The sequence below is a fragment of the Streptomyces sp. NPDC026394 genome (assembly GCF_055567735.1).
Map to the genome: position 1 here is coordinate 224,466 of NZ_JBVHPX010000001.1, position 19,994 is coordinate 244,459.

Genomic DNA, 19,994 nt, shown 5'->3' on the forward strand with positions numbered 1-19,994 from the left:
TTCGGCGGTCTCGGGGAGAATCCCGAGGTCTCGGAACGTAGACAGAATCTTGCCTCTTCTGTGAGACGCGGCACGAGGCGGCCAAGGGGGTCGTACCGCGCCCTCGCACGGTTTCGTACGGGCCGGCCTCTGATCAGCCGGATGGCGCGGGACCACTGCCTTCGCTCAAGCACTCGAACCGCGAGCGGTGTCCCTCCCGCTGTGCGTACGTCGCGTACGCGCCGCGAAAGAGGGCGGTCGGGTTGGAGCCGATCGGGCCACCGACCGGGCATCCGCATGCGTGGAACAACCCGCCGATACTCGGCGGGCGCATTACCACCATACCCCGGATAGCCAGACGTGTGTCCGGGCAATCGTTCGGTCGGGTGGGACGGGAGTGGCTGACCAGCCACTTCCCCCGGTTGCGCAGCGGGCTATTGTGCGCTTCATGGAGACGCCTGACAACGCAGCGCACACCGCCGAAGATGACCGAGAACACACCGGGATCGCCGCTCAGGACTGGGCCGCGGCCTCCGCGGAGCCGCAGTACCGGGCCGCGGTGATCGACCTGCTGGGCGCCCTCGCCTACGGGGAGCTGTCCGCCTTCGAGCGCCTCGCGGAGGACGCGAAGCTGGCGCCGACGATGGACGACAAGGCGGAGCTGGCCAAGATGGCGTCGGCCGAATTCCATCATTTCGAGCGGCTGCGGGACCGCCTCGCGCACATCGAGGCGGAGCCGAACGAGGCGATGGAGCCGTTCGCTGCGGCGCTGGACGAGTTCCACCGGCAGACCGCCCCGTCTGACTGGCTGGAGGGCCTGGTCAAGGCGTACGTCGGCGACTCGATCGCCAGTGACTTCTACCGCGAGGTGGCGGCCCGGCTCGACGCCGACACCCGGGGCCTGGTCCTCGGCGTCCTCGACGACACCGGGCACGCGACGTTCGCCGTGGAGAAGGTACGGGCCGCGATCGACGCCGACCCGCGCGTCGGCGGCCGGCTCGCGCTGTGGGCCCGGCGGCTGATGGGTGAGGCGCTGTCCCAGGCGCAGCGGGTCGTGGCCGACCGGGACTCGCTGTCGACGATGCTGGTGGGCGGCGTGGCCGACGGGTTCGACCTCGCGGAGGTCGGCCGGATGTTCTCGCGGATCACCGAGGCGCACACGAAGCGGATGGCCGCGCTGGGCCTGGCCGCGTAGGACAGGAGCGGACGGGTGAGCCCGGTGCCGCCTGTTGACCGGTGCGCAGCCGGTCGTCGGCAGGCGGCCCGGGACTCGGCACCCCGTAGTGACGCCGGAGGGGCTGGACGTGTGTCCAGCCCCTCCGGCGCAGGCATTCGGCAGAGGTCTGCGGGAGGGGCGGTTCCGTCGCCCCCGCACCCGCCCGGCTCACACCCCCGAGCGCAGGGGTGACAGCCGGTGGGTGGGCCGGATCAGCAGCGAGAGCATGGCCGCGCCCAGGCAGGCGGCGGCCAGCAGCGTCGGGAAGAAATGGCCGGGGCCCAGGATGGAATGGGCGAGAAAGGCGCCGAGGAGGGCCGCGGCGGGGCCCGTCGCCAGTGTGAGGGTGCGCGCGGGGAACCGGCCCGGCAGCCGGCGTGTGGCGGCCAGTGCGATGGCGAGTCCGACGATCACGGAGCCGAAAGCTTCCCAGACCATGGTTTATCCCTCCCGCGGTGACGACCGGTTGGACGACACAAATCGGTCGTAGGCGGTCGTACCCAGGGGGAATGCGCGGCAACCCTCGCAGGCGCACGGAGTCGCGAGCGGGCCGGACACCGAAGCGGCGGCCCGGAGACGATCTCTCCGGGCCGCCGCTCGTGACGGGTGCGCGCGGGCCCCAGGGCCCGCGGCCGGCTACAGCGCGCCGAAGCCGACCTTGCGGACGGTCTGCTCGCCGATCTCCACATAGGCCAGCCGGTCCGCCGGGACCAGGACCTTGCGGCCGTGATCGTCCACGAGGCTCAGCAGCTGCGACTTGCCGCCCAGTGCGTCCGCCACCGCTCGCTCGACGTCCTCGGCGGTCTGCCCGCTCTCCAGAACGATCTCGCGGGGCGCGTGCTGCACGCCGATCTTGACCTCCACGGCTTTGTCCCTCCGACGGTCTCGGTGCCCCCTGGCGAGGCCACGGGGCAGGTGCGCGGCAATCCGCGCCGTACGCAGCACACATTAGCCCGGTGAGCGGACGGACAGGGCGCCGCGGAGCACGCCCGCAGCGAACAGGGGAGGGGTGTGGGTGCGCGGGAGTGCGGGGCGTGGCAGGGCGGACCCGGCCGCCGCCTGCCGCTCGGACCCGCGGTACGGCTCACTGCCTGGTGGTACGGCTCACAGTGCGGCGGCGTACAGCCCGTAGCCCGGTAGCGGGACGGTCCGCAGGCCGGTAGCGGTACGGCTCACCGCCCGGAGGTCCCGTTCGGTACCCGGCGGTACGGCCCGCGGGCCGATGGCCGGGTCCGGTGCCCGGCGGCACCGGTCAGCGCCCGGCGGACCGGTTCACTGCCCCTCGGAGCCGTGCAGCGGGAAGCCCGCGATGCCCTTCCAGGCCAGCGAGGTCAGCAACTGAACGGCCGTCTCACGCGGCACGGTGCTCTCGGAGGAGAGCCAGTAGCGCGCCACGACCTGCGAGACGCCGCCCAGCCCGACGGCCAGCAGCATCGACTCGTCCTTGGACAGGCCGGTGTCCTCGGCGATGACCTCGCTGATCGCCTCGGCGCACTCCAGGGAGACCTTGTCCACCCGCTCGCGCACGGCGGGCTCGTTGGTCAGGTCGGACTCGAAGACCAGCCGGAAGGCGCCGCCCGGGTCCTCGACGTAAGCGAAGTAGGCGTCCATCGTCGCGGCGACGCGCTGCTTGTTGTCGGTCGTCGAGGCGAGCGCGGTGCGCACCGACTGCAGCAGCGCCTCGCAGTGCTGGTCCAGCAGGGCCAGGTAGAGGTCGAGCTTGCCCGGGAAGTGCTGGTAGAGCACGGGCTTGCTGACGCCGGCGCGCTCGGCGATGTCGTCCATCGCGGCCGCGTGGTAACCCTGCGCCACGAAGACCTCCTGGGCCGCGCCCAGGAGCTGGTTGCGCCGGGCTCGGCGTGGCAGGCGCGTGCCCCGCGGGCGTGCCGCCTCGGTCTGCTCGATGGCGCTCACGCTGCCTCCCAGGTGTGGTTCCGTCCGCGGCGCACGCACAGCGGTGCGCCGCGTCCGCCATCGTACTTTTGGGTAACCCGGCTGTGCGTGGTCACGGACGAGAAAATCTGCCGCCGAAGACTGTGGGAATCCGACATATGCCCCCAGGTCATCGGTAATCGTCTTCGTCGAGATCCACGACGCGGGACTGTTCGGCGACGTCCGCCTCGTCCGCGACGGACGGATCGATGCCGGTCAGCGGCTGGTCGTGGTGCGGCGCGAGGTCCGCCTGCTGCTCCGCGGCGTCGGCCTCGGGCGCTTCGATGTCGAATTCCGAGGCGTCCGCCTCGTCCTCGAAGGTGTCCGGGTCGGTCGGGTCGACGGGCATGGTGGCTCCCTTTCTCTCACGTCCTCCGGAGGCCAGGGCGAGCGTCCGCACGCGAGCGCTCATCACACGGGTGCCCTTCCTGCCCGAGCCTAAGAGAGCCGGTTCCGAAATGCGATGCGGTGTGTGAGCGCGAACACACGATCGGCGGCGTGATCGTCTCGTAACATCGACTCCATGTCTTCGACGGATTCGACGGAGTCGACCGGATCGCCGGACACCTCGCCGGACACCCGCGCCGTTCTCCCGGTGCCCCCGGCGGGCCGTGCCTCGCGCGTCGGTCCGGGGGAGACGGTGCGTTCCGTGAGCCTGCCGGGCCTGACGATGAGCGTGCGGGGCGTACCGGGCACGCGGGCCGGACTGCCGCCCGCGCTGTACGTCCACGGCCTCGGCGGCTCCTCCCAGAACTGGTCCGCGCTGATGCCGCTGCTCGCCGGCCAGGTCGACGGCGAGGCGCTGGACCTCCCCGGATTCGGGGACTCCCCGCCGCCGGACGACGGTGACTACTCCGTCTCCGCGCAGGCACGGGCGGTCATCCGCCATCTGGACGCGAGCGGCCGCGGACCGGTGCACCTGTTCGGGAACTCCATGGGCGGCGCGGCCGTGACGCGCGTGGCGGCGGTACGCCCCGACCTGGTGCGGACGCTGACGCTGATCTCGCCCGCGTTGCCGGAGCTGCGCCCGCAACTGTCCGCGGTACCGACCGGACTGCTCGCGGTACCCGGCGTGACCCGGCTGTTCGGCCGGCTGACGCGGGACTGGACGCCGGAGCGGCGCACCCGTGAGGTGCTGGCGCTGTGTTACGGCGATCCCGCCCTGGTCACGCCGGACGGCTTCACCGCCGCGGCGGAGGAATACGCGCGGCGCCTCGAACTCCCCTACTTCTGGGAGGTGATGACGCGCTCGGCACGGGGCATCGTCAACGCGTACACGCTCGGCGGGCAGCACAATCTGTGGCGGCAGGCGCAGCGGGTGCTCGCACCCACGCTTCTCGTCTACGGTGGGCGCGACCGCCTGGTCTCCTTCCGTATGGCACGCCGGGCGGCCGCCGCTTTCCGCGCCTCCCGGCTGCTGACGCTCCCGGAGGCGGGGCACGTGGCGATGATGGAGTATCCGGAAACGGTGGCGCGGGCCTTCCGCGAGCTGTTGGACGACGCGGCCGCGCGGGACGCGGCCGGTGCGGGCGGGAGCGCCGGTGCGGGAGAGTCCGCCGCCGGTGGCGCGTCCTGGACGTGAGTAGGAGCTGACAGGCCGAGTGGGACGTCACAGCCGCCGGAGCCCGGCCGCAACCGCCGGTGACACCTCCGGAATAGGTGAGGTGGGCGAGGCGGGCGGGCTCGGCGCGGCAGGTGGCGCCGGACCCGTTCCCGGACCGGGTACGGGCCGCAGGCGCCGCCGCGCCGAGCCTGGACCGGACGGCGGGGGCGGCGGAGAGTCCGGCCGGGCGGGTGGCGCCGGGCAGCAGCGCACGCCGGGGGACGAGCCCGCGCAGGGCGCGGTCCGTTACGCGACCGGGCACCGTACGCCCGAGCAGGGACCGGCGCAGGGCGCACCGTGGCAGTCACCCGCGCAACGCGCGCCGCAGAATCCGCCCACGCGCCCCGAGCCGCACCATCATCCGTCCGTGCGCCCCGCCTCGCAGAACGCGCCCGCGCGCGACGCATCCCCCGGTACGCCCGCACACGGCACGCCGGCACAGGGCGCGCCCGTGCCGAGCGCGCCGACGCAGGGCACGCCCCGGGTGCCGCGCCCGCGCGACGGTCGCCCGCAGCCCGCGCCGGCCACCCCGGCGCACGGATTCGCCCCGTTCGAGGGCGGCGGCGAAGGCGCGAGCAGGCCGGTCCCCGGCGCCGATGGTGCCGTCTCCGCCGCCACTGCTGACGCCGCAGCCCAGGGCGGACCCGGACGGACGGACAGCGGCAGTGCGCCCGGCAGCCCCGCACCCGGCAGCCCCGCACCCGGCGACAGCGAGTCCAGCGCCGAGACCGGTCCCGTCCTCGGCCCGACCTCCACCGGTACGGGGTCGGTCGGGTCGCCGTTCGTCCCGCGGGAGGGGGTGCCGGCGCCCCGTCAGGAGTACATCGACGCCTTCGCGGCGCAGCCCGTACCCGGAGAGAGCCGCACCCGCGGTCCCGAGATCACGGACGACGACGTGTTCGCGTCCGGGGCCCCGGAGCACGGGCGGCCCGTGCCGGGGCGCGACACCGGCCGGTCGGTGGTCTTCCCGAGGGAGGGCGACGGCCCGGCCGAAGCGCCGGACGTCACCCCGGACGCCGGTGAACTGGGCGCCCAAGGACCCCAGTTCAGCTCCCGCAAGAAGATCGCCAAGGGGCGTACCTTCACCGGTGTGGCCGCGGCGGCCGTGACGACCGTGCTCGCGGTCGTGGTGGCCGGGCAGGTCGCGGAACAGCGGCAGGACGACGGCAAGGCGCAGGCGCTCAGCGGGAAGGACCGGACGGCCGGTTCCGACGCCGCCTCGCGCTCGAACGCGCGCCCGACGCAGCAGGCGGCCCCCGTCACGTACGACGAGAAGATGGCGAAGGCCTACCCGCTGGACGCGAAGCAGGCGGCCTCCGGGCAGTTCAAGCCGGCCGGCGGGGACGCCAAGGCGCCGGGCCACGGCAAGGTGTGGCGCTACCGCGTCGACGTGGAGGAGGGCATGGGCCTCGACGGTGAACTGTTCGCCGACGCGGTGCACAAGACCCTCAACGACGAGCGGAGCTGGGCGCACGGCGGTCGGCGCACCTTCGAGCGGGTGGGCTCCGGCGAGGCCGACTTCGTCATCACGCTGGCGAGCCCCGGAACCACCGCCAAGTGGTGTGCCAAGTCGGGGCTCGACACGACCGAGGACAACGTGTCGTGCGACTCGGCGGCGACCGAGCGGGTCATGATCAACGCGTACCGGTGGGCCCAGGGCGCCCAGACCTACGGGCCGGACCAGATGCACGCGTACCGGCAGATGCTCATCAACCACGAGGTGGGCCACCGGCTCGGACACAACCACGAGAGCTGTACCCGGCAGGGCGCCCTGGCGCCGGTGATGATGCAGCAGACCAAGTTCCTGACGACGGACGGCGCGACCTGCCGCCCCAACGCCTGGCCGTTCCCGGAGGGGCGCTGAGGCCGGCGCCCGGAGGCCGGCGCCCGGAGGGCCTTGGCCCCGGGGGCCGGGGGCTTGACCCGGGGCCCACGGCCTGGGGCTTGGCCCGGAGGGCACCGGCCCGGGGCCCGGGGCGTTGGCCCAAGGCTCTTCTGAAGGGCCGACCCGGGAACGGCTGAAGGGGAGTGGCTGAAGGGCGCTGCCCCAGTGTGCCGAGCCCGGCGTGCCGCGCCGGGCGGGTGCGCCCCCAGCCCGCTTGTCCGGCATACGGAACGCCACGTCTCCCATCGCGGGACGCTTTTGCCACCGGACGGACATTCGGGAAATCTTCCTCCCATGCCGCGCCCTGCCATCGCCTTCGAACACGCCGCTTTCGAGCTGGCGCTGATCGGCGTGTCCGTGCAGTCCGTGGCCGACATCCACTGTCGCTGAGGCCCGTCCCCGGCCGCGCGGAGGCGCGCCGCGACGGCCCGCGTACCCCGGGGCCGTCAGACGCGGCGACCTGTGACCCGGGCCGGGGTGTCCCCCGCGTCACCACGTATCTCACCCGAACGTGTCCGCAGGGGCGGCCCCGCGCCTCACCGCGCCTCTGCTGCCGCCGCCTTCCGCGGGTACGTCCCGCTGTGAAAGGCACCCACCGACATGGCCGAGCCGTCCCGTCCCCGTTCCCTTCCGCCCGCCCGCCGCGCGGCCGCCGTCGCGGTGGCCGTCGCGCTGGCCGCCGGGGCCACCGCCTGCGGCCCCAAGGACACCGCGGCGGGTGACGGCGCGGGCGCCGCGCCCGCCAAGGGCGGCACGCTCACCGTCCTGAACTCCCAGCCGCAGACCAACTTCGACCCGGCACGCCTGTACACCTCCGGCGGCGGCAAGGTACCGACCCTGGTCTTCCGTACGCTGACCACCCGCAACCGGGAGAACGGCGCGGCCGGCGCGAAGGCCGTACCGGACCTCGCCACCGACACCGGACGCCCCAGCGAGAACGCCACGGTGTGGACGTACACGCTCAAGGACGGTCTGAAGTTCGAGGACGGTTCGCCGATCACCAGCGCCGACGTCAAGTACGGCATCGAGCGGTCCTTCGCCGCCGAACTCTCCGGCGGGGCACCGTATCTGCGGGACTGGCTGGTGGGCGGCGAAAGCTACCAGGGGCCGTACAAGGACAAGAGCAAGGACGGTCTCGCGTCCATCGAGACCCCGGACGAGAAGACCATCGTCTTCCACCTGAAGAAGCCCGAGGGTGAATTCCCGCTGCTCGCCACGCAGACACAGTTCGCCCCGGTGCCGAAGGCCAAGGACACCGGCACGACATACGAGGAGCACCCGGTCTCCTCGGGTCCGTACAAGGTCGTCAAGAACACCGGTGACGGTGAACACCTCGTCCTGGAACGCAATCCGCACTGGTCCGAGAAGACCGATTCCGAACGGCATGCCTATCCCGACACCATTCACGTGAAATCCGGCCTGGATTCCGCGGTCATCAACCAGCGGCTGGCCACCGGCGCCGGTCCGGACGCCGCCGCGGTGACCACCGACACCAACCTCGGCCCGGCCGAACTCGCACGGATCAGCGGCGACCGGGAACTCGCGAAGCGGGTCGGCACCGGACACTTCGGCTACACCGATTACCTCGCCTTCAACCCGAAGGTGAAGCCTTTCGACGACCCGAAGGTGCGCCAGGCCATCGCCTACGCCGTCAACCGGCAGAGCGTCGTGAACGCCGCGGGCGGCTCCGCGCTCGCCGAACCGGCCACCACGTTCCTCCCGAACGGCGAGTCCTTCGGTCACACCCCGTACGACCACTTCCCGGCGGGCCGCACCGGAAATCCGGCCAAGGCGAGGGAACTGCTCAAGGAAGCCGGCCACGAGAACGGGCTGAGCATCACCCTCACGCACTCCACCGCCAAGAACTTCGCGACCGGCCCGGACATCGCCGCCGCCGTGCAGGAAGCCCTGAAGAAGGCCGGGATAACCGTCAAGCTCCAGGGCCTGGAGAACAGCGACTACGAGGAGAAGGTGCACAGCGTCGACGACGCCCCCGGCCTGTTCATCGGCGGCTGGGGAGCGGACTGGCCGTCCGGCGGCCCGTTCCTCGCGCCCGTCTTCGACGGCCGGCAGATCGTCCGGGACGCCTCCAACTTCAACCACGCGCAGCTCGACGACCCGGCGGTCAACCACGAGATCGACGAGATCAACAAGCTGACCGACCTGAAGGCGGCGGCGGAACGGTGGGGCGCGCTGGACAAGAAGATCGGCGAGCGGGCCCTGTCCGTGCCGCTCTTCCACCCCGTCTACAAGCACCTGTACGGCAAGGACGTCAAGAACGTCGTCATCAGCGACTGGGACGGCGTGCTGGACATCTCCCAGGTGGCGGTCAAGTGACGACCACCGACATGACTTCCCGTCAGGCCGGATCCGGGGCCGGGCCCTCGGAAGCCGAGACGGTGCCCCCTCGGAAAGGCACGGTCCGGCGGCGGCTGCGGCAGCGGCCCGCCGCCGTGACATCCGCGGTTGTCCTGCTCGTCCTCGCCCTGCTCGCCCTCGGCGCACCGCTGCTCGCGGCGCTGGAGGGCCAGGACCCGACCACGTACCACGACGACCTGATCGACTCCGCGCGCGGCGGCGTACCGCTCGGCTCGTACGGCGGGATCAGCGCCGACCACTGGCTGGGCGTCGAACCCGGCACCGGCCGGGACCTGTTCGCCCGGCTGCTGTACGGGGCCCGGGTCTCCCTGCTGATCGCGCTCGGTGCCACGGCCGTACAGGTCCTCATCGGTGTGGTGGTCGGTCTCGCGGCCGGGCTGGGCAACCGGCTCGCGGACCAGGTGATCTCCCGGTTCACCGAGGTGCTGACCGCGCTGCCGATGCTCGTCATCGCGGTCTCGCTGACCGCGATCGTGCCCGCCGACTTCCCCCGCCCGCTGCTGCTGGTGCTGGTCCTCGGGCTGCTGGGCTGGTTCGGCATGTCCCGGATCGTGCGCGCCCGCACGCTGGCCTTGAAGAAGCTGGACCACGTGGCGGCCGCCCGGCTCGGCGGTTCGGGCCCGCTGCGCGTGGCGCGGCGCGAGCTGCTCCCGTCGCTCGCCGCGCCGGTGATCACGTACGCGACGGTCCTGGTGCCCGGCAACATCGTCGCTGAGGCGTCGCTGTCCTTCCTCGGCATCGGCGTCCGGCCGCCCACCGCGTCCTGGGGGCAGATGCTGTCGACCGCGACCACATGGTTCCGGGCCGACCCGGTGTACGTCCTGCTCCCGGCGGGCTTCCTGCTGGTCGCCGTGCTCGCGTTCACCGTGCTGGGCGACGCGGTCCGCACGGCGCTGGACCCGCGCGAGCGGTCCCGGCTGCGGGTCGGCACCCGGGCGGGCCGTAAGCGTCGCAAGGGCGGTACGGACCGGTCCGCGGGCGCCACCCGTGAAAGGCACGAGAAGCGACAGGAAGACGAGAACCGCGGGAACCGCGAGAAGGAGGCCGTCGTATGACCGGCTACGCACTGCGCCGGCTCGGCGGCGGGCTCCTGGTCCTCTTCCTGCTGACCGTCGCCGTCTACGCGCTCTTCTACGTCGCGCCGGGCGACCCCGCCGAACTGGCCTGCGGGCCGCGCTGCAACCCCGCACAGGTCCAGCAGGTACGTGAACGGCTGGAGCTGGACGCGCCGGTCCTGACGCAGTACCTGCACTTCCTCCAAGGGCTGGTGGCCGGCCGTGACTTCTCGTCCGGCACCGGAGTACTGCACTGCGACGCGCCCTGCCTCGGCCTCTCGTACCAGAACAGCTCGCTCGTCACGGAGCTGCTCGCCGACCGGCTGCCGGTCACCGCGTCGCTCGCCCTCGGCTCGATGGTGCTGTGGCTGCTGCTCGGGGTCGGCACCGGCCTGCTGTCCGCGCTGCGCCGCGGCGGCACGACGGAACGCGTCCTGACCGGCCTGACCCTCGCCGGCACGGCCACCCCGGTCTTCATCACCGGACTGCTGCTGCTGATGGTGTTCTGCGCGTACCTCCAGTGGCTGCCGTTCCCCTCCTACGTCCCGCTGTCCGAGGACCCGGAGCAGTGGGCCTGGAACCTGCTGCTGCCCTGGACGGCGCTGGCGCTGCTGGAATCCGCCAAGTACGCCCGGCTGACCCGCTCCTCGACGCTGGAGACGCTGGCCGAGGACCACATCCGCACCTTCCGCGCGTACGGCGTGCGGGAACGTTCCGTCGTGACGCGGCACGCGCTGCGCGGCGCGCTGCCGCCGGTCATCGCGCTCACCGCGCTCGACCTCGGGACGATGTTCGGCGGCGCGATGCTCACCGAGGCACTCTTCGGGCTGCCCGGCATCGGCCAGCTCCTGGTCCACTCGGTGCGCGTCGTCGACCTGCCCGTGGTCGTCGGTGTCGTGCTGGGCACCGGCGCCGCCGTCATCGTCGCCAACGCCGTGGCGGACGTCCTCTACGCACTCGCCGACCGAAGGGTGGCCCTGACATGACCTCCGAGGAAACCGAGGACACGACCGGGGCGGCGCCCGGCGTTCTGGAGCCGGACCAGCCGCGGCCGGGCCTTCTGGAGCCGGGCCGTCCGGAGCCGGACCTGCTGGTGGACGTCCGCGACCTGTCGGTCGCCTTTCCCGGCGGGGGAGACGCCGACGGGAAAGGCATACCAGGGGGAGGCCCGGCCGCCGTGCAGGCCGTGGACCGCCTCTCCTTCTCGCTGACCGCCGGCCGGGCCCTGGGCATCGTCGGCGAGTCCGGATCCGGCAAGTCCACCGTCGCGGCGGCCCTGCTGGACCTGCACCGGGGGACCGGAGCGCAGGTGAGCGGCACGGTACGGGTCGCCGGTACGGACGTACGGGCGGCGGACGAGCGCGAGCTGCGGCGGCTGCGCGGCGGCCGGGCCGCCATGGTGTTCCAGGACCCGCTGTCCTCGCTCGACCCGTACTACGCGATCGGCGACCAGATCGCCGAGGTGTACCGGGTGCACCGGCCGGACGTCTCCCGGCGCGCCGCCCGCGCCCGCGCCGTCGAGGTGCTGGAGCGCGTGGGCATCGCGGACGCCCCCCGGCGCGCCCGCGCGCGGCCCCACGAGTTCAGCGGGGGCATGCGCCAGCGCGCATTGCTCGCGATGGCGCTCGCCTGCGAACCGCGCCTGCTGATCGCCGACGAGCCCACCACCGCGCTGGACGTCACCGTCCAGGCGCAGATCCTCGACCTGCTGCACGGACTGCGGGCGGAGACCGGCATGGGGCTGCTCCTGGTCACCCACGACCTGGGGGTGGTCGCGGGCAGCGTGGACGAGGTGCTCGTGATGCGCGGCGGCCGGGCGGTGGAGCACGGCCCGGTCGGCGAGGTACTGCTGGCGCCGCGCACGCCGTACACGAAGGAGCTGCTGGCCGCCGTGCCGCGGGTGGACGCGAAGCCGGACGGGCGCGCCCTGCGCGGCACGCACGCCGCAAGCGGTCGCGGCAGCGGCAGCGGTCGCGACAGTGACGGCGTGCTGCTCGAAGCCGTCGGGCTGCGGCGGGAGTTCGGCGGCCGGAGGCACCGGACGACGGCGGTCGACGAGGTCTCGCTGACCGTACGGGAAGGGGAGACAGTCGGCCTCGTGGGGGAGTCGGGCAGCGGCAAGACGACGCTCGGACGGATGCTCGTACGCCTGCTGGACCCGACCGCGGGAACGCTGCGCTACCGGGGGCGCGACATCGGCACCCTCGGCGACCGGCGGCTCCGCCCCTTCCGCAGCGAACTCCAGATGGTGTTCCAGGACCCGGTCTCCTCGCTCAATCCGCGGCGCAGCATCGGCGAATCGGTCGCCGATCCGCTGCGCGCGGCCGGCGACCGGGACGACGCGCGCGTGGTGCGCCGGGCGTGCGAACTGCTGGAGCGGGTCGGCCTGGACCCGGCGTGGTACCACCGCTACCCGCACGAGTTCAGCGGCGGGCAGCGGCAGCGCGTCGGCATCGCGCGGGCGCTCGCCCCCGGCCCCCGGCTGCTGGTGTGCGACGAACCCGTCTCGGCGCTGGACGTCACCACACAGGCGCAGGTCGTCGGCCTCCTCGGCGAACTCCGGCGGGAGCTGGGCCTCGCGCTGGTCTTCATCGCGCACGACCTGGCGGTCGTACGGGCGGTCAGTGACCGGGTCGCGGTGATGCGCGCCGGGCGGATCGTGGAGGAGGGCACCACCGAGGAGGTGTACGAACGCCCCCGGCACCCGTACACGCAGGGCCTGCTGGCGGCGGTGCCCGTGCTCGACCCGGAGGCGTCGGCCGGGCGGCGGGCCCTACGTGCCGCGGTGTGACGGTCACATAGCGCGTCAGAACGCCCACCGGGGTGGAAAGTTACGTCTCTTCACCCCTTCCGGTGGCGCGACGGACAACCGTCCGTCGTGTCACCGGAATCTCTGCGTAGCTTCTTCCTGCAGGTAGCGGCGGGCCCTCAGGGGTGACCGCCGCCGTGGACGCCGATCAGGAAGAACGGGGGTGCGCTCGTGCGCATTGGTCTGCTCACCGAGGGTGGCGGCCCGGATGCGTCAGGTGAGACGCGTCCGTGGCGCGACCGGCTCGTGCACGGGCTCCCTGGCCACGAGTTCGAGGTCTACACCCTTGAACGGGGGCCCGAGGACGGCGTCGGCCGTTGTTCCGAGGGCGGCGTCGGCCGTGGTCCTGAGGACGGCGTGCTGGACGGCGTGATGGACGGTGTGCGGGGCCGCGCCCGGGTGGCGCGGGTCGCGCCGCTGCACGGAGAGCTGCCCGCCGCCCTGCGGTGGAGGCCCGGCGGGTGGCACGCCGGGGCGCGCGGACGGCGTGCGCGGCGGCGGTTCGCGGAGTGCTTCGGCGATCTCGCGGCCGGGTTCACCGCGGCGGAACCGCCCGCCGGCCGGGCCCTTCCCCCGGTGCCGGCAGCGGACGGCGCCGCGGACCGTGAGGGCCAGGCGGACCGTTTCGCCGCCGGTCTGTACGGCCTGGCGCGGTTGGCCCGCGACCATGGCGGCCTGCCCGAACTCCTCCGCTCCGAACAGGCCGTACGCATCCTGGAGAGCGCCTGCCGCGCGCCCGGCGCACTGCGCGCCGCGCACGGCGCCCGCGTGGGCGACCTGCTGGCCGTGACCGAGGAACTGGAGCGCGCCCTGCGTCCGCTCTCCCTGGACTGGTATGGCACGGGCCGGTACGACACGGACCGGTACGGCGGCTCCGCGGGCGCCTCCGGGAGCGACGGCGGCGGGCTCGCCGCCGTCGACCTCTGCCACGCCACGGCCGGCGGCTCCGTCGCCCTCCCCGGTCTGCTGGCCAAACGCTTCTTCGGTACACCCCTCCTGCTCACCGAGTACGGCGCGCGCCTGCGCGAGCACTACCTCGCGCGCTCCGGAGTGGGGGCGAGCGCCCCCGTACGCGCCCTGCTGGGTGCCTTCGAGACCGCGCTGGCCGCCGAGACGTACGCCGAGGCCGCGCTCGTCACCTCCGGCAACGCCCGCACCCGGCGCTGGCAGGAACACTGCGGCGCCGACCGGGAGCGCCTGCGCACGGTGTACCCGGGCATGGATGCGACCGGCTTCGCCGCCGTCCCCGACACGGCGGCCGACCACTCCGCGACGCTGATGTGGACCGGCACCGTCGAACCCGCCAAGGACCTCGTCTCGCTGCTGCACGCTTTCGCCGCCGTGCACCGGGCCGAACCGGCCGCGACCCTGCGCATCGTCGGCGCCCCGGGCCCCGGCCCGGAGGACGCCGCCTACCTGGCGCAGTGCCGGGTGCTGGCCGCCCAGCTCTTCCCCGACGAGGCCGCGGACGCGCGGAGCGCCGGTGACAACCCGGTCTCCTTCGAGGAGATCGGCGGCCCCGGCCTGCCGCGCCCGCAGGATGCCTACGCGGCCGGTTCGGTGCTGGTCCTCTCCAGCGTGGCGGAGGGCTTTCCGCGCTCCCTCGTGGAGGCGATGCTCAGCGGCCGCGCCACCGTCTCCACCGACACCGGAGCGGTCTGCGAGGTCATCGGCGGTACGGGCCTGGTCGTGCCGCCGCGCAACCCGCGCGCGCTGGCCGACGCGTGCCTGGCGCTGCTGCTCGATCCGGGGCGGCGCGCCCGGCTGGGCGCCGCCGCGCGCGCCCGCGCACTCGAACTGTTCACGGTGGAGCAGAACATCGCGGCATTTCGTGGCATCTATCTGGAGCTGATGTCCCGTACGCCGTGCCGCCCGGCCGCCGGCGCCGGACCGGGCGGCGACAGCGAGCCCCGTCTCTTCACCCGGCCCGCCGAGTCCCACGTACCGGGCCGCTGGGCCGTGGCGGGTGGCGCCGCGCAGGCCGCACCGCCGACGGGCCGCGCACCGAGCTGGGCGGCACCGGACCCGGGCGTCCCGACCGCTGAACCGGTCGTCGCGTCAGCCGCCGGATCGGTCACCGAACCGGCCGCCGAACCGGCCGTCGCCGGGGCGGGAGCCGGTGCCGACCGTCAGAGAGGAGCGCGACCGTGACGACAGCCGACAGGGAAACCGGCCCCGGCCTCGACACCGGCGCGCCGCCGGAAGCTGGTCCAGGAGCCGGGACGGAAACCGGCACGGAAACCGGGACGGAAGCAGCGGCACCGGAAACGACCTGGCCAACGACGCCGGAAGCGGTGACGGAAGCGGTGACCGAAGCGGGAGTCACCCCGCCGCCCTCCGCCGCGCCCGCCCCCCTGCCCGTACGGGACACCCCCGCCCGGCCGCCCCGGCGCGGCCCGGCCGACCCCGTGAAGACGCTGATGCACCAGCACCGGGCGCTGTGCGAACAGGCCGTCGACCCGATGGAGATCGCCGCCGGGCTGGAGGCGCACGGTGTCACCGACCGTACGGCGAGCTGCTTCCGGCACCGCGACGTCTTCTCGCTGGCCGAGGAGCTGTACGCCCGGGTCCCCCGCGCCGACGCGCCGCCACCCGCCGTACCCGCGCCCGGCCCCGTACGGCGGGGAAGGGCGGTCCGTGTGGCGCTGCACCTGCTGCCCGGCGCGGTGTGTGCCGTCACCGTGGCCGCCGTCGCCGCTGCCGGGCACGCGTCCACACCCGTACCGTTCACGTCGGCCGACGAGCCGTCGCCCAGCCTCGTACAGACGGTCGTCGCGGCGGCCGGAGCAGGTCTGGTGCTGCTCGCCCTGCGCCTGTGCGTCCGCCACGGCCCGCTGAGTGCGCGGTATCCGACCGCCCGCTCCATCGGGATGTGGGCCTGCTGGCTGGCCGGATACGCGCTGGGCGGTGACTGGTTGCTGCGCCAGGCCTTGGCGGGCGGCCCCGATCGACCGCCCCCCCATTCCCAGTTGGAGATCGCCTCCGTCCTGGCCCTGACGTGCGCCGTCGTGCCCGCCGCCTGGTGCGCGCGCTGGTTCGCGGGCCGCGCGCGCCGTGAGCTGGCGGGCAGCCGGTGCCTGACCGTATTCGCGTCCGGTGCCAGGCCGTTGCTGCTGGTCGCCACCGCGATGCAACTCGTGGCGCTGCTCGCCCTGTCGGCCGCGGCGGACGCGGTCAGCGGCGGTGCCGGTGGCGACGGTGGTGGCGTGGGGACGGTGGCCGCGGCCTCGGCCCTGGGCGTCCTGCTCTTCCTGGCGCGCCTGCTCGCCCGGCACGGCTTCCCGGCCGCTGCCGCCGCGGGCCCGGCCGCCGCCGTCGCCCTGGAAGCCGCCGCCCTGGCCTGCGTGCTGGCCGCCCGGCTGCCGGGCCTGGAGCCGCTGGGCAGGCCGGTCGAGGTGGCCGTCACCCACCTCGGCCCGTCCGCCGTACCGGCCGTGGCCTGTGCGCTGCCCGCCCTGGCGCTGTTGCTGTACGCGCTGCGCGCACTCACCGGCGCCTCGGCGCACGCCCCGGCTCCCGACGCGGCCCCCGCGCCTCCCGCCCCCGTACCGGCGGAGGCGGGCCGGCCGTGACCCCGCACACCTCGCCACCCGCGATATGCACGCCACTGCTTCCGGCCCGTCCGGTCCCGCTGCCTCTTCCGGCACCCCCGGTGCTTCCGGTACGCACGCCCCCACTCCCGGCGCGCGTACCGTCGCCGCCCGCGCGTACGCCATCACCCCCGGCGGTCGCGCGGGCCTCCGAGGTGCCGGCGCTCCCGTGGCGCCGGTCGTCCTCCTCCGGACGCCCGCCACCATCCGTGCGGCGTACATCGCCGTCGCCCGGCCCCGCGCGGCGGTCACCGCTGCCGAAGCACGTCCTCAACCCACCGCATTAGGAGAACGACATCATGACTGTCCACCCCACCGAAGCACACCGGGACCGGGGGGTCACGCGATGAGGGTGCTGCTCATCGGTGCCAACGGGTACCTCGGCCGTTACGTCGCCGACCGGCTGCTCGCCGACCCGGCCGTCCAGCTCACCGCCCTCGGGCGCGGCGACGACGCGGACGTCCGCTTCGACCTGGCCTCCGGCAGTCCGGGCGCCCTGACCCGCTTCCTGGACGCCGTCCACCCCGGTGTCGTGGTCAACTGCGCGGGCACCACCCGCGGCGGCGCCCGGGACCTGACCCGGCACAACACCGTCGCGGTCGCCACCGTCTGCGAGTCGCTGCGGCGCAGCAGTTGCGGTGCCCGGCTGGTGCACCTGGGCTGCGCGTCCGAGTACGGGCCCTCGCAGCCCGGCTCCTCGACCGCCGAGGACGCCGTACCGCGGCCGGGCGGCCCGTACGGCGTCAGCAAGCTGGCCGCCACCGAACTCGTCCTCGGCTCCGGCCTGGACGCCGTCGTGCTGCGGGTCTTCTCCCCGGTCGGCCCGGGGACCCCGGCCGGGTCGCCGCTCGGCCGGCTCGCCGAGGCGATGCGGCGCGCGATGCAGTCGGGGGACACCGAGTTGAAGCTGGGCGGCCTGGGCGTGCAGCGCGACTTCGTGGACGTACGGGACGTGGCGCGGGCGGTGCACGCCGCCTCGCTCTCCGCCGCCCAGGGTGTGGTCAACATCGGTACCGGGCACGCCGTACGGCTGCGCGAGGCCGCCGCGCTGCTCGCACGGGTCGCCGGGTTCGGCGGCTCGCTCCACGAACTGGACACCCCGCCCGGCTACGCAGGCGGCGGCCCCGCCGCCGCGCGGCTCGCCATCCCGGGGCCGGCCTCTGAACACGGGGCGGTTCCCCCCGCGTACCCCTATCCGGACGGGTGCGGGAGCTGGCAGCAGGCGGACGTGCGCACCGCCCGCGACCGCCTGGGGTGGCGGCCGCGGATCGGGCTGGAGGAGTCCCTCGCCGACATCTGGATGGAGGCCGCATGTCGTATCTGACGACGTCCCTGGGCGCCGGCACCGCCGTGACCGGTGCCGCACCGCTCGGCGTCGGCATTCCGGGGTTCGCCCACCCGCTGCTGGCGCCCGCCGAGTGGGCCGAGCTGCTGCGCCTGGCCCGGGGGTTGGCCTGCACCGGAGCCGCACGCCGGGCGCCGGGGCCACGGGGCGGCGCGGCGGCGCTGCACTGGGTGGTGCTCAACGTGGCGCGCGGCCCCGGGGTGCGCCCCGACCCGTACTGCCTGCCGGCCGCCGCCCAACTGCGTGACGCGGGGGCCCGGCTGCTGGGCCACCTCGACCTGGGGCACGGCGCCCGCCCGTTCGGCGAACTGGTCTCCGACGCGCACCGGTTCCTGGAGTGGTACAAGGTCGACGGTTTCTATCTGGACCGCTGTCCCACGGACCGGACACTGCTCCCCGAGACCCGGCGGCTGACCACCACCCTGCGGGCCCTCCAGGAGCGTGCGCACCTCGTCACCGGGCACGGCCGCCACCCGTACCCCGGCTACGCGGAGGTCGCCGACCAGCTCGTCACCTTCGCCGGCCGCTGGTCCGACTACCGCTGGTCCCAAGTGGCGGAGTGGACCGCCGAGTACCCGGCGCGGCGCTTCTGCCACCTCGTGCACGGTGTCCCCGGCACCCACCTGGAAGAAGCCCTGCGGATCGCCCGCTGGCAGGGCGCCGGGACCGTCTACTTCACCGACCGCGCCGACCACGGAGGGAGCGCCTGGGAGTCGCTGCCCGGCTACTGGGACACATTCGTCTCGCGTATCGGACCGGGTGTCTCGGAATGAAGAAGGGCGTGGCAGTGTTACGGGAAGACCACCGTCCCTTGCTCCGGGTGCGCCCGGAGCGGGGGGTCGCCCATCGAGATACCGACAAACGGAGTCCCCGTGTCGCTGCCACCCCTGGTCGAGCCCGCCTCGGAGCTCACCGTCGACGAGGTCCGCAGGTACTCCCGCCACCTGATCATCCCGGATGTCGGGATGGACGGGCAGAAGCGGCTGAAGAACGCCAAGGTGCTGTGCGTCGGCGCCGGCGGCCTGGGCTCGCCCGCGCTGATGTACCTCGCCGCGGCGGGCGTCGGCACCCTCGGCATCGTGGAGTTCGACGAGGTCGACGAGTCCAATCTCCAGCGCCAGATCATCCACAGCCAGGCGGACATCGGCCGCTCCAAGGCCGCGTCCGCCAAGGACACGGTGCTGGGCATCAACCCGTACGTCACGGTCAACCTGCACGAAGAGCGCCTCGACTCCAGCAACGTCATGGAGCTGTTCGCCCAGTACGACCTGATCGTCGACGGCACCGACAACTTCGCCACCCGCTACCTGGTCAACGACGCCTGCGTCCTGCTGAACAAGCCGTACGTCTGGGGCTCGATCTACCGTTTCGACGGCCAGGCGTCGGTCTTCTGGAGCGAGCACGGCCCCTGCTACCGCTGCCTGTACCCGGAGCCCCCGCCCCCCGGCATGGTCCCCTCCTGCGCCGAGGGCGGCGTGCTGGGCGTGCTGTGCGCGTCCATCGGCTCCATCCAGGTCAACGAGGCCATCAAGCTGCTGGCCGGCATCGGTGACCCGCTGGTCGGCCGCCTGATGATCTACGACGCGCTGGAGATGACGTACCGCCAGGTCAAGGTGCGCAAGGACCCCGACTGCGCGGTCTGCGGCGAGAACCCGACCGTCACCGAGCTCATCGACTACGAGGCGTTCTGCGGTGTCGTGTCCGAGGAGGCCCAGGAGGCGGCGGCCGGTTCCACGATCACTCCGGCGCAGCTCAAGGAGTGGATCGACACGGACGAGAAGATCGAGATCATCGACGTCCGGGAGCCGAACGAGTACGAGATCGTCTCGATCCCCGGCGCCAAGCTGATCCCGAAGAACGAGTTCCTGATGGGCAGCGCCCTCCAGGACCTTCCGCAGGACAAGAAGATCGTCCTGCACTGCAAGACGGGCGTCCGCTCCGCCGAGGTCCTCGCCGTCCTGAAGTCCGCGGGCTTCGCGGACGCGGTGCACGTCGGCGGCGGCGTCATCGGCTGGGTCAACACGGTCGAGCCGGAGAAGCCGGTCTACTGAGCGGCGGCCGGCCACCCACGGCGGAGGGGGCCCCCCCCCCAGGGGGGGGGGGCCCCCCCCGGGGGGGGGGGGCCCCCCCCGGGGGGCCCCCGGGGGGGGGGCGGCCGGGGTGGGGCACCCCCGGGGGCCCCCCCCCCCCGGGGCCCCCGG

17 protein-coding genes are annotated in these 19,994 nt (G+C 73.7%); 13 read left to right on the forward strand and 4 right to left on the reverse strand.

Annotation, left to right across the window (positions count from 1 at the left end; genetic code table 11):
- The first annotated feature begins 418 nt into the window (after window positions 1–418).
- Window positions 419–1,174, forward strand: a complete 756-nt coding sequence (locus tag ACZ4QV_RS01060) for a ferritin-like fold-containing protein (protein ID WP_361147395.1) — start codon at window positions 419–421, stop codon at window positions 1,172–1,174.
- Between the two features lie 189 nt (window positions 1,175–1,363).
- Here the strand turns inward: ACZ4QV_RS01060 and ACZ4QV_RS01065 are convergent, their stop codons facing one another.
- The 4 genes from ACZ4QV_RS01065 to ACZ4QV_RS01080 all read right to left on the reverse strand — a co-directional run bounded on the left by ACZ4QV_RS01065 (window position 1,364) and on the right by ACZ4QV_RS01080 (window position 3,476).
- A complete protein-coding gene (locus tag ACZ4QV_RS01065; protein WP_361146949.1) occupies window positions 1,364–1,633 on the reverse strand; it encodes a hypothetical protein in 270 nt (89 codons plus the stop codon).
- Window positions 1,634–1,831: 198 nt separating this feature from the next.
- Window positions 1,832–2,059, reverse strand: a complete 228-nt coding sequence (locus tag ACZ4QV_RS01070; RefSeq protein WP_030024620.1) for a DUF3107 domain-containing protein — start codon at window positions 2,057–2,059, stop codon at window positions 1,832–1,834.
- 408 nt (window positions 2,060–2,467) lie between these two features.
- On the reverse strand, window positions 2,468–3,109 hold the full coding sequence (locus tag ACZ4QV_RS01075; protein ID WP_031001023.1) for a TetR/AcrR family transcriptional regulator: 642 nt from the start codon (window positions 3,107–3,109) through the stop codon (window positions 2,468–2,470).
- Window positions 3,110–3,257: 148 nt separating this feature from the next.
- Complete coding sequence (locus ACZ4QV_RS01080; RefSeq protein ID WP_361146945.1) at window positions 3,258–3,476, reverse strand: hypothetical protein; 219 nt, start codon at window positions 3,474–3,476, stop codon at window positions 3,258–3,260.
- Window positions 3,477–3,650: 174 nt separating this feature from the next.
- Between ACZ4QV_RS01080 and ACZ4QV_RS01085 the strand changes: the two genes are divergently transcribed.
- The 12 genes from ACZ4QV_RS01085 to moeZ all read left to right on the forward strand — a co-directional run bounded on the left by ACZ4QV_RS01085 (window position 3,651) and on the right by moeZ (window position 19,844).
- Window positions 3,651–4,709: an alpha/beta fold hydrolase gene (locus ACZ4QV_RS01085; RefSeq protein ID WP_361146942.1), complete on the forward strand. Its 1,059-nt coding sequence runs from the start codon at window positions 3,651–3,653 to the stop codon at window positions 4,707–4,709.
- A 388-nt stretch (window positions 4,710–5,097) separates the two neighbouring features.
- Window positions 5,098–6,594: a DUF3152 domain-containing protein gene (locus tag ACZ4QV_RS01090; protein WP_467762453.1), complete on the forward strand. Its 1,497-nt coding sequence runs from the start codon at window positions 5,098–5,100 to the stop codon at window positions 6,592–6,594.
- A gap of 315 nt (window positions 6,595–6,909) precedes the next feature.
- On the forward strand, window positions 6,910–7,005 hold the full coding sequence (locus tag ACZ4QV_RS01095; protein WP_361146939.1) for an Ms4533A family Cys-rich leader peptide: 96 nt from the start codon (window positions 6,910–6,912) through the stop codon (window positions 7,003–7,005).
- Between the two features lie 210 nt (window positions 7,006–7,215).
- A complete protein-coding gene (locus ACZ4QV_RS01100; protein WP_361146936.1) occupies window positions 7,216–8,952 on the forward strand; it encodes an ABC transporter substrate-binding protein in 1,737 nt (578 codons plus the stop codon).
- Between the two features lie 11 nt (window positions 8,953–8,963).
- A complete protein-coding gene (locus ACZ4QV_RS01105) occupies window positions 8,964–10,049 on the forward strand; it encodes an ABC transporter permease (RefSeq protein WP_467762454.1) in 1,086 nt (361 codons plus the stop codon).
- Entirely contained in the window at window positions 10,046–11,035 is a 990-nt protein-coding gene (locus ACZ4QV_RS01110; protein ID WP_361586430.1) for an ABC transporter permease, read from the forward strand. The genes ACZ4QV_RS01105 and ACZ4QV_RS01110 overlap by 4 nt, the downstream gene beginning before the upstream one ends.
- Window positions 11,032–12,840 carry an ABC transporter ATP-binding protein gene (locus ACZ4QV_RS01115; RefSeq protein ID WP_361616680.1) on the forward strand — a complete coding sequence of 603 codons (1,809 nt, stop codon included), beginning with the start codon at window positions 11,032–11,034 and terminating at the stop codon, window positions 12,838–12,840. Before ACZ4QV_RS01110 ends, ACZ4QV_RS01115 begins: the two co-directional genes overlap by 4 nt.
- 189 nt (window positions 12,841–13,029) lie before the next feature.
- Window positions 13,030–15,009 (forward strand): glycosyltransferase, encoded by a 1,980-nt coding sequence (locus tag ACZ4QV_RS01120; RefSeq protein ID WP_467762455.1) that lies wholly within the window; start codon window positions 13,030–13,032, stop codon window positions 15,007–15,009.
- Window positions 15,006–16,430, forward strand: a complete 1,425-nt coding sequence (locus ACZ4QV_RS01125; protein ID WP_467762456.1) for a hypothetical protein — start codon at window positions 15,006–15,008, stop codon at window positions 16,428–16,430. The genes ACZ4QV_RS01120 and ACZ4QV_RS01125 overlap by 4 nt, the downstream gene beginning before the upstream one ends.
- A 364-nt stretch (window positions 16,431–16,794) precedes the next feature.
- Window positions 16,795–17,772, forward strand: a complete 978-nt coding sequence (locus ACZ4QV_RS01130; protein ID WP_361146921.1) for an NAD-dependent epimerase/dehydratase family protein — start codon at window positions 16,795–16,797, stop codon at window positions 17,770–17,772.
- Window positions 17,760–18,566, forward strand: a complete 807-nt coding sequence (locus tag ACZ4QV_RS01135; protein ID WP_361586418.1) for a spherulation-specific family 4 protein — start codon at window positions 17,760–17,762, stop codon at window positions 18,564–18,566. The genes ACZ4QV_RS01130 and ACZ4QV_RS01135 overlap by 13 nt, the downstream gene beginning before the upstream one ends.
- A 99-nt stretch (window positions 18,567–18,665) precedes the next feature.
- Window positions 18,666–19,844, forward strand: coding sequence for an adenylyltransferase/sulfurtransferase MoeZ (moeZ, locus tag ACZ4QV_RS01140; protein WP_361146915.1), 1,179 nt, complete (start codon window positions 18,666–18,668; stop codon window positions 19,842–19,844).
- Window positions 19,845–19,994: the final 150 nt, after the last annotated feature.

Coding starts and splice junctions, on each gene's coding strand:
- ACZ4QV_RS01065 (WP_361146949.1), bottom strand. CDS start 1,633: ATGGTCTGGGAAGCTTTCGGCTCCGTGATCGTCGGACTCGCCATCGCA.
- ACZ4QV_RS01080 (WP_361146945.1), bottom strand. CDS start 3,476: ATGCCCGTCGACCCGACCGACCCGGACACCTTCGAGGACGAGGCGGAC.
- ACZ4QV_RS01085 (WP_361146942.1), top strand. CDS start 3,651: ATGTCTTCGACGGATTCGACGGAGTCGACCGGATCGCCGGACACCTCG.
- ACZ4QV_RS01095 (WP_361146939.1), top strand. CDS start 6,910: ATGCCGCGCCCTGCCATCGCCTTCGAACACGCCGCTTTCGAGCTGGCG.
- ACZ4QV_RS01100 (WP_361146936.1), top strand. CDS start 7,216: ATGGCCGAGCCGTCCCGTCCCCGTTCCCTTCCGCCCGCCCGCCGCGCG.
- ACZ4QV_RS01105 (WP_467762454.1), top strand. CDS start 8,964: ATGACTTCCCGTCAGGCCGGATCCGGGGCCGGGCCCTCGGAAGCCGAG.
- ACZ4QV_RS01110 (WP_361586430.1), top strand. CDS start 10,046: ATGACCGGCTACGCACTGCGCCGGCTCGGCGGCGGGCTCCTGGTCCTC.
- ACZ4QV_RS01115 (WP_361616680.1), top strand. CDS start 11,032: ATGACCTCCGAGGAAACCGAGGACACGACCGGGGCGGCGCCCGGCGTT.
- ACZ4QV_RS01130 (WP_361146921.1), top strand. CDS start 16,795: ATGAGGGTGCTGCTCATCGGTGCCAACGGGTACCTCGGCCGTTACGTC.
- ACZ4QV_RS01135 (WP_361586418.1), top strand. CDS start 17,760: ATGTCGTATCTGACGACGTCCCTGGGCGCCGGCACCGCCGTGACCGGT.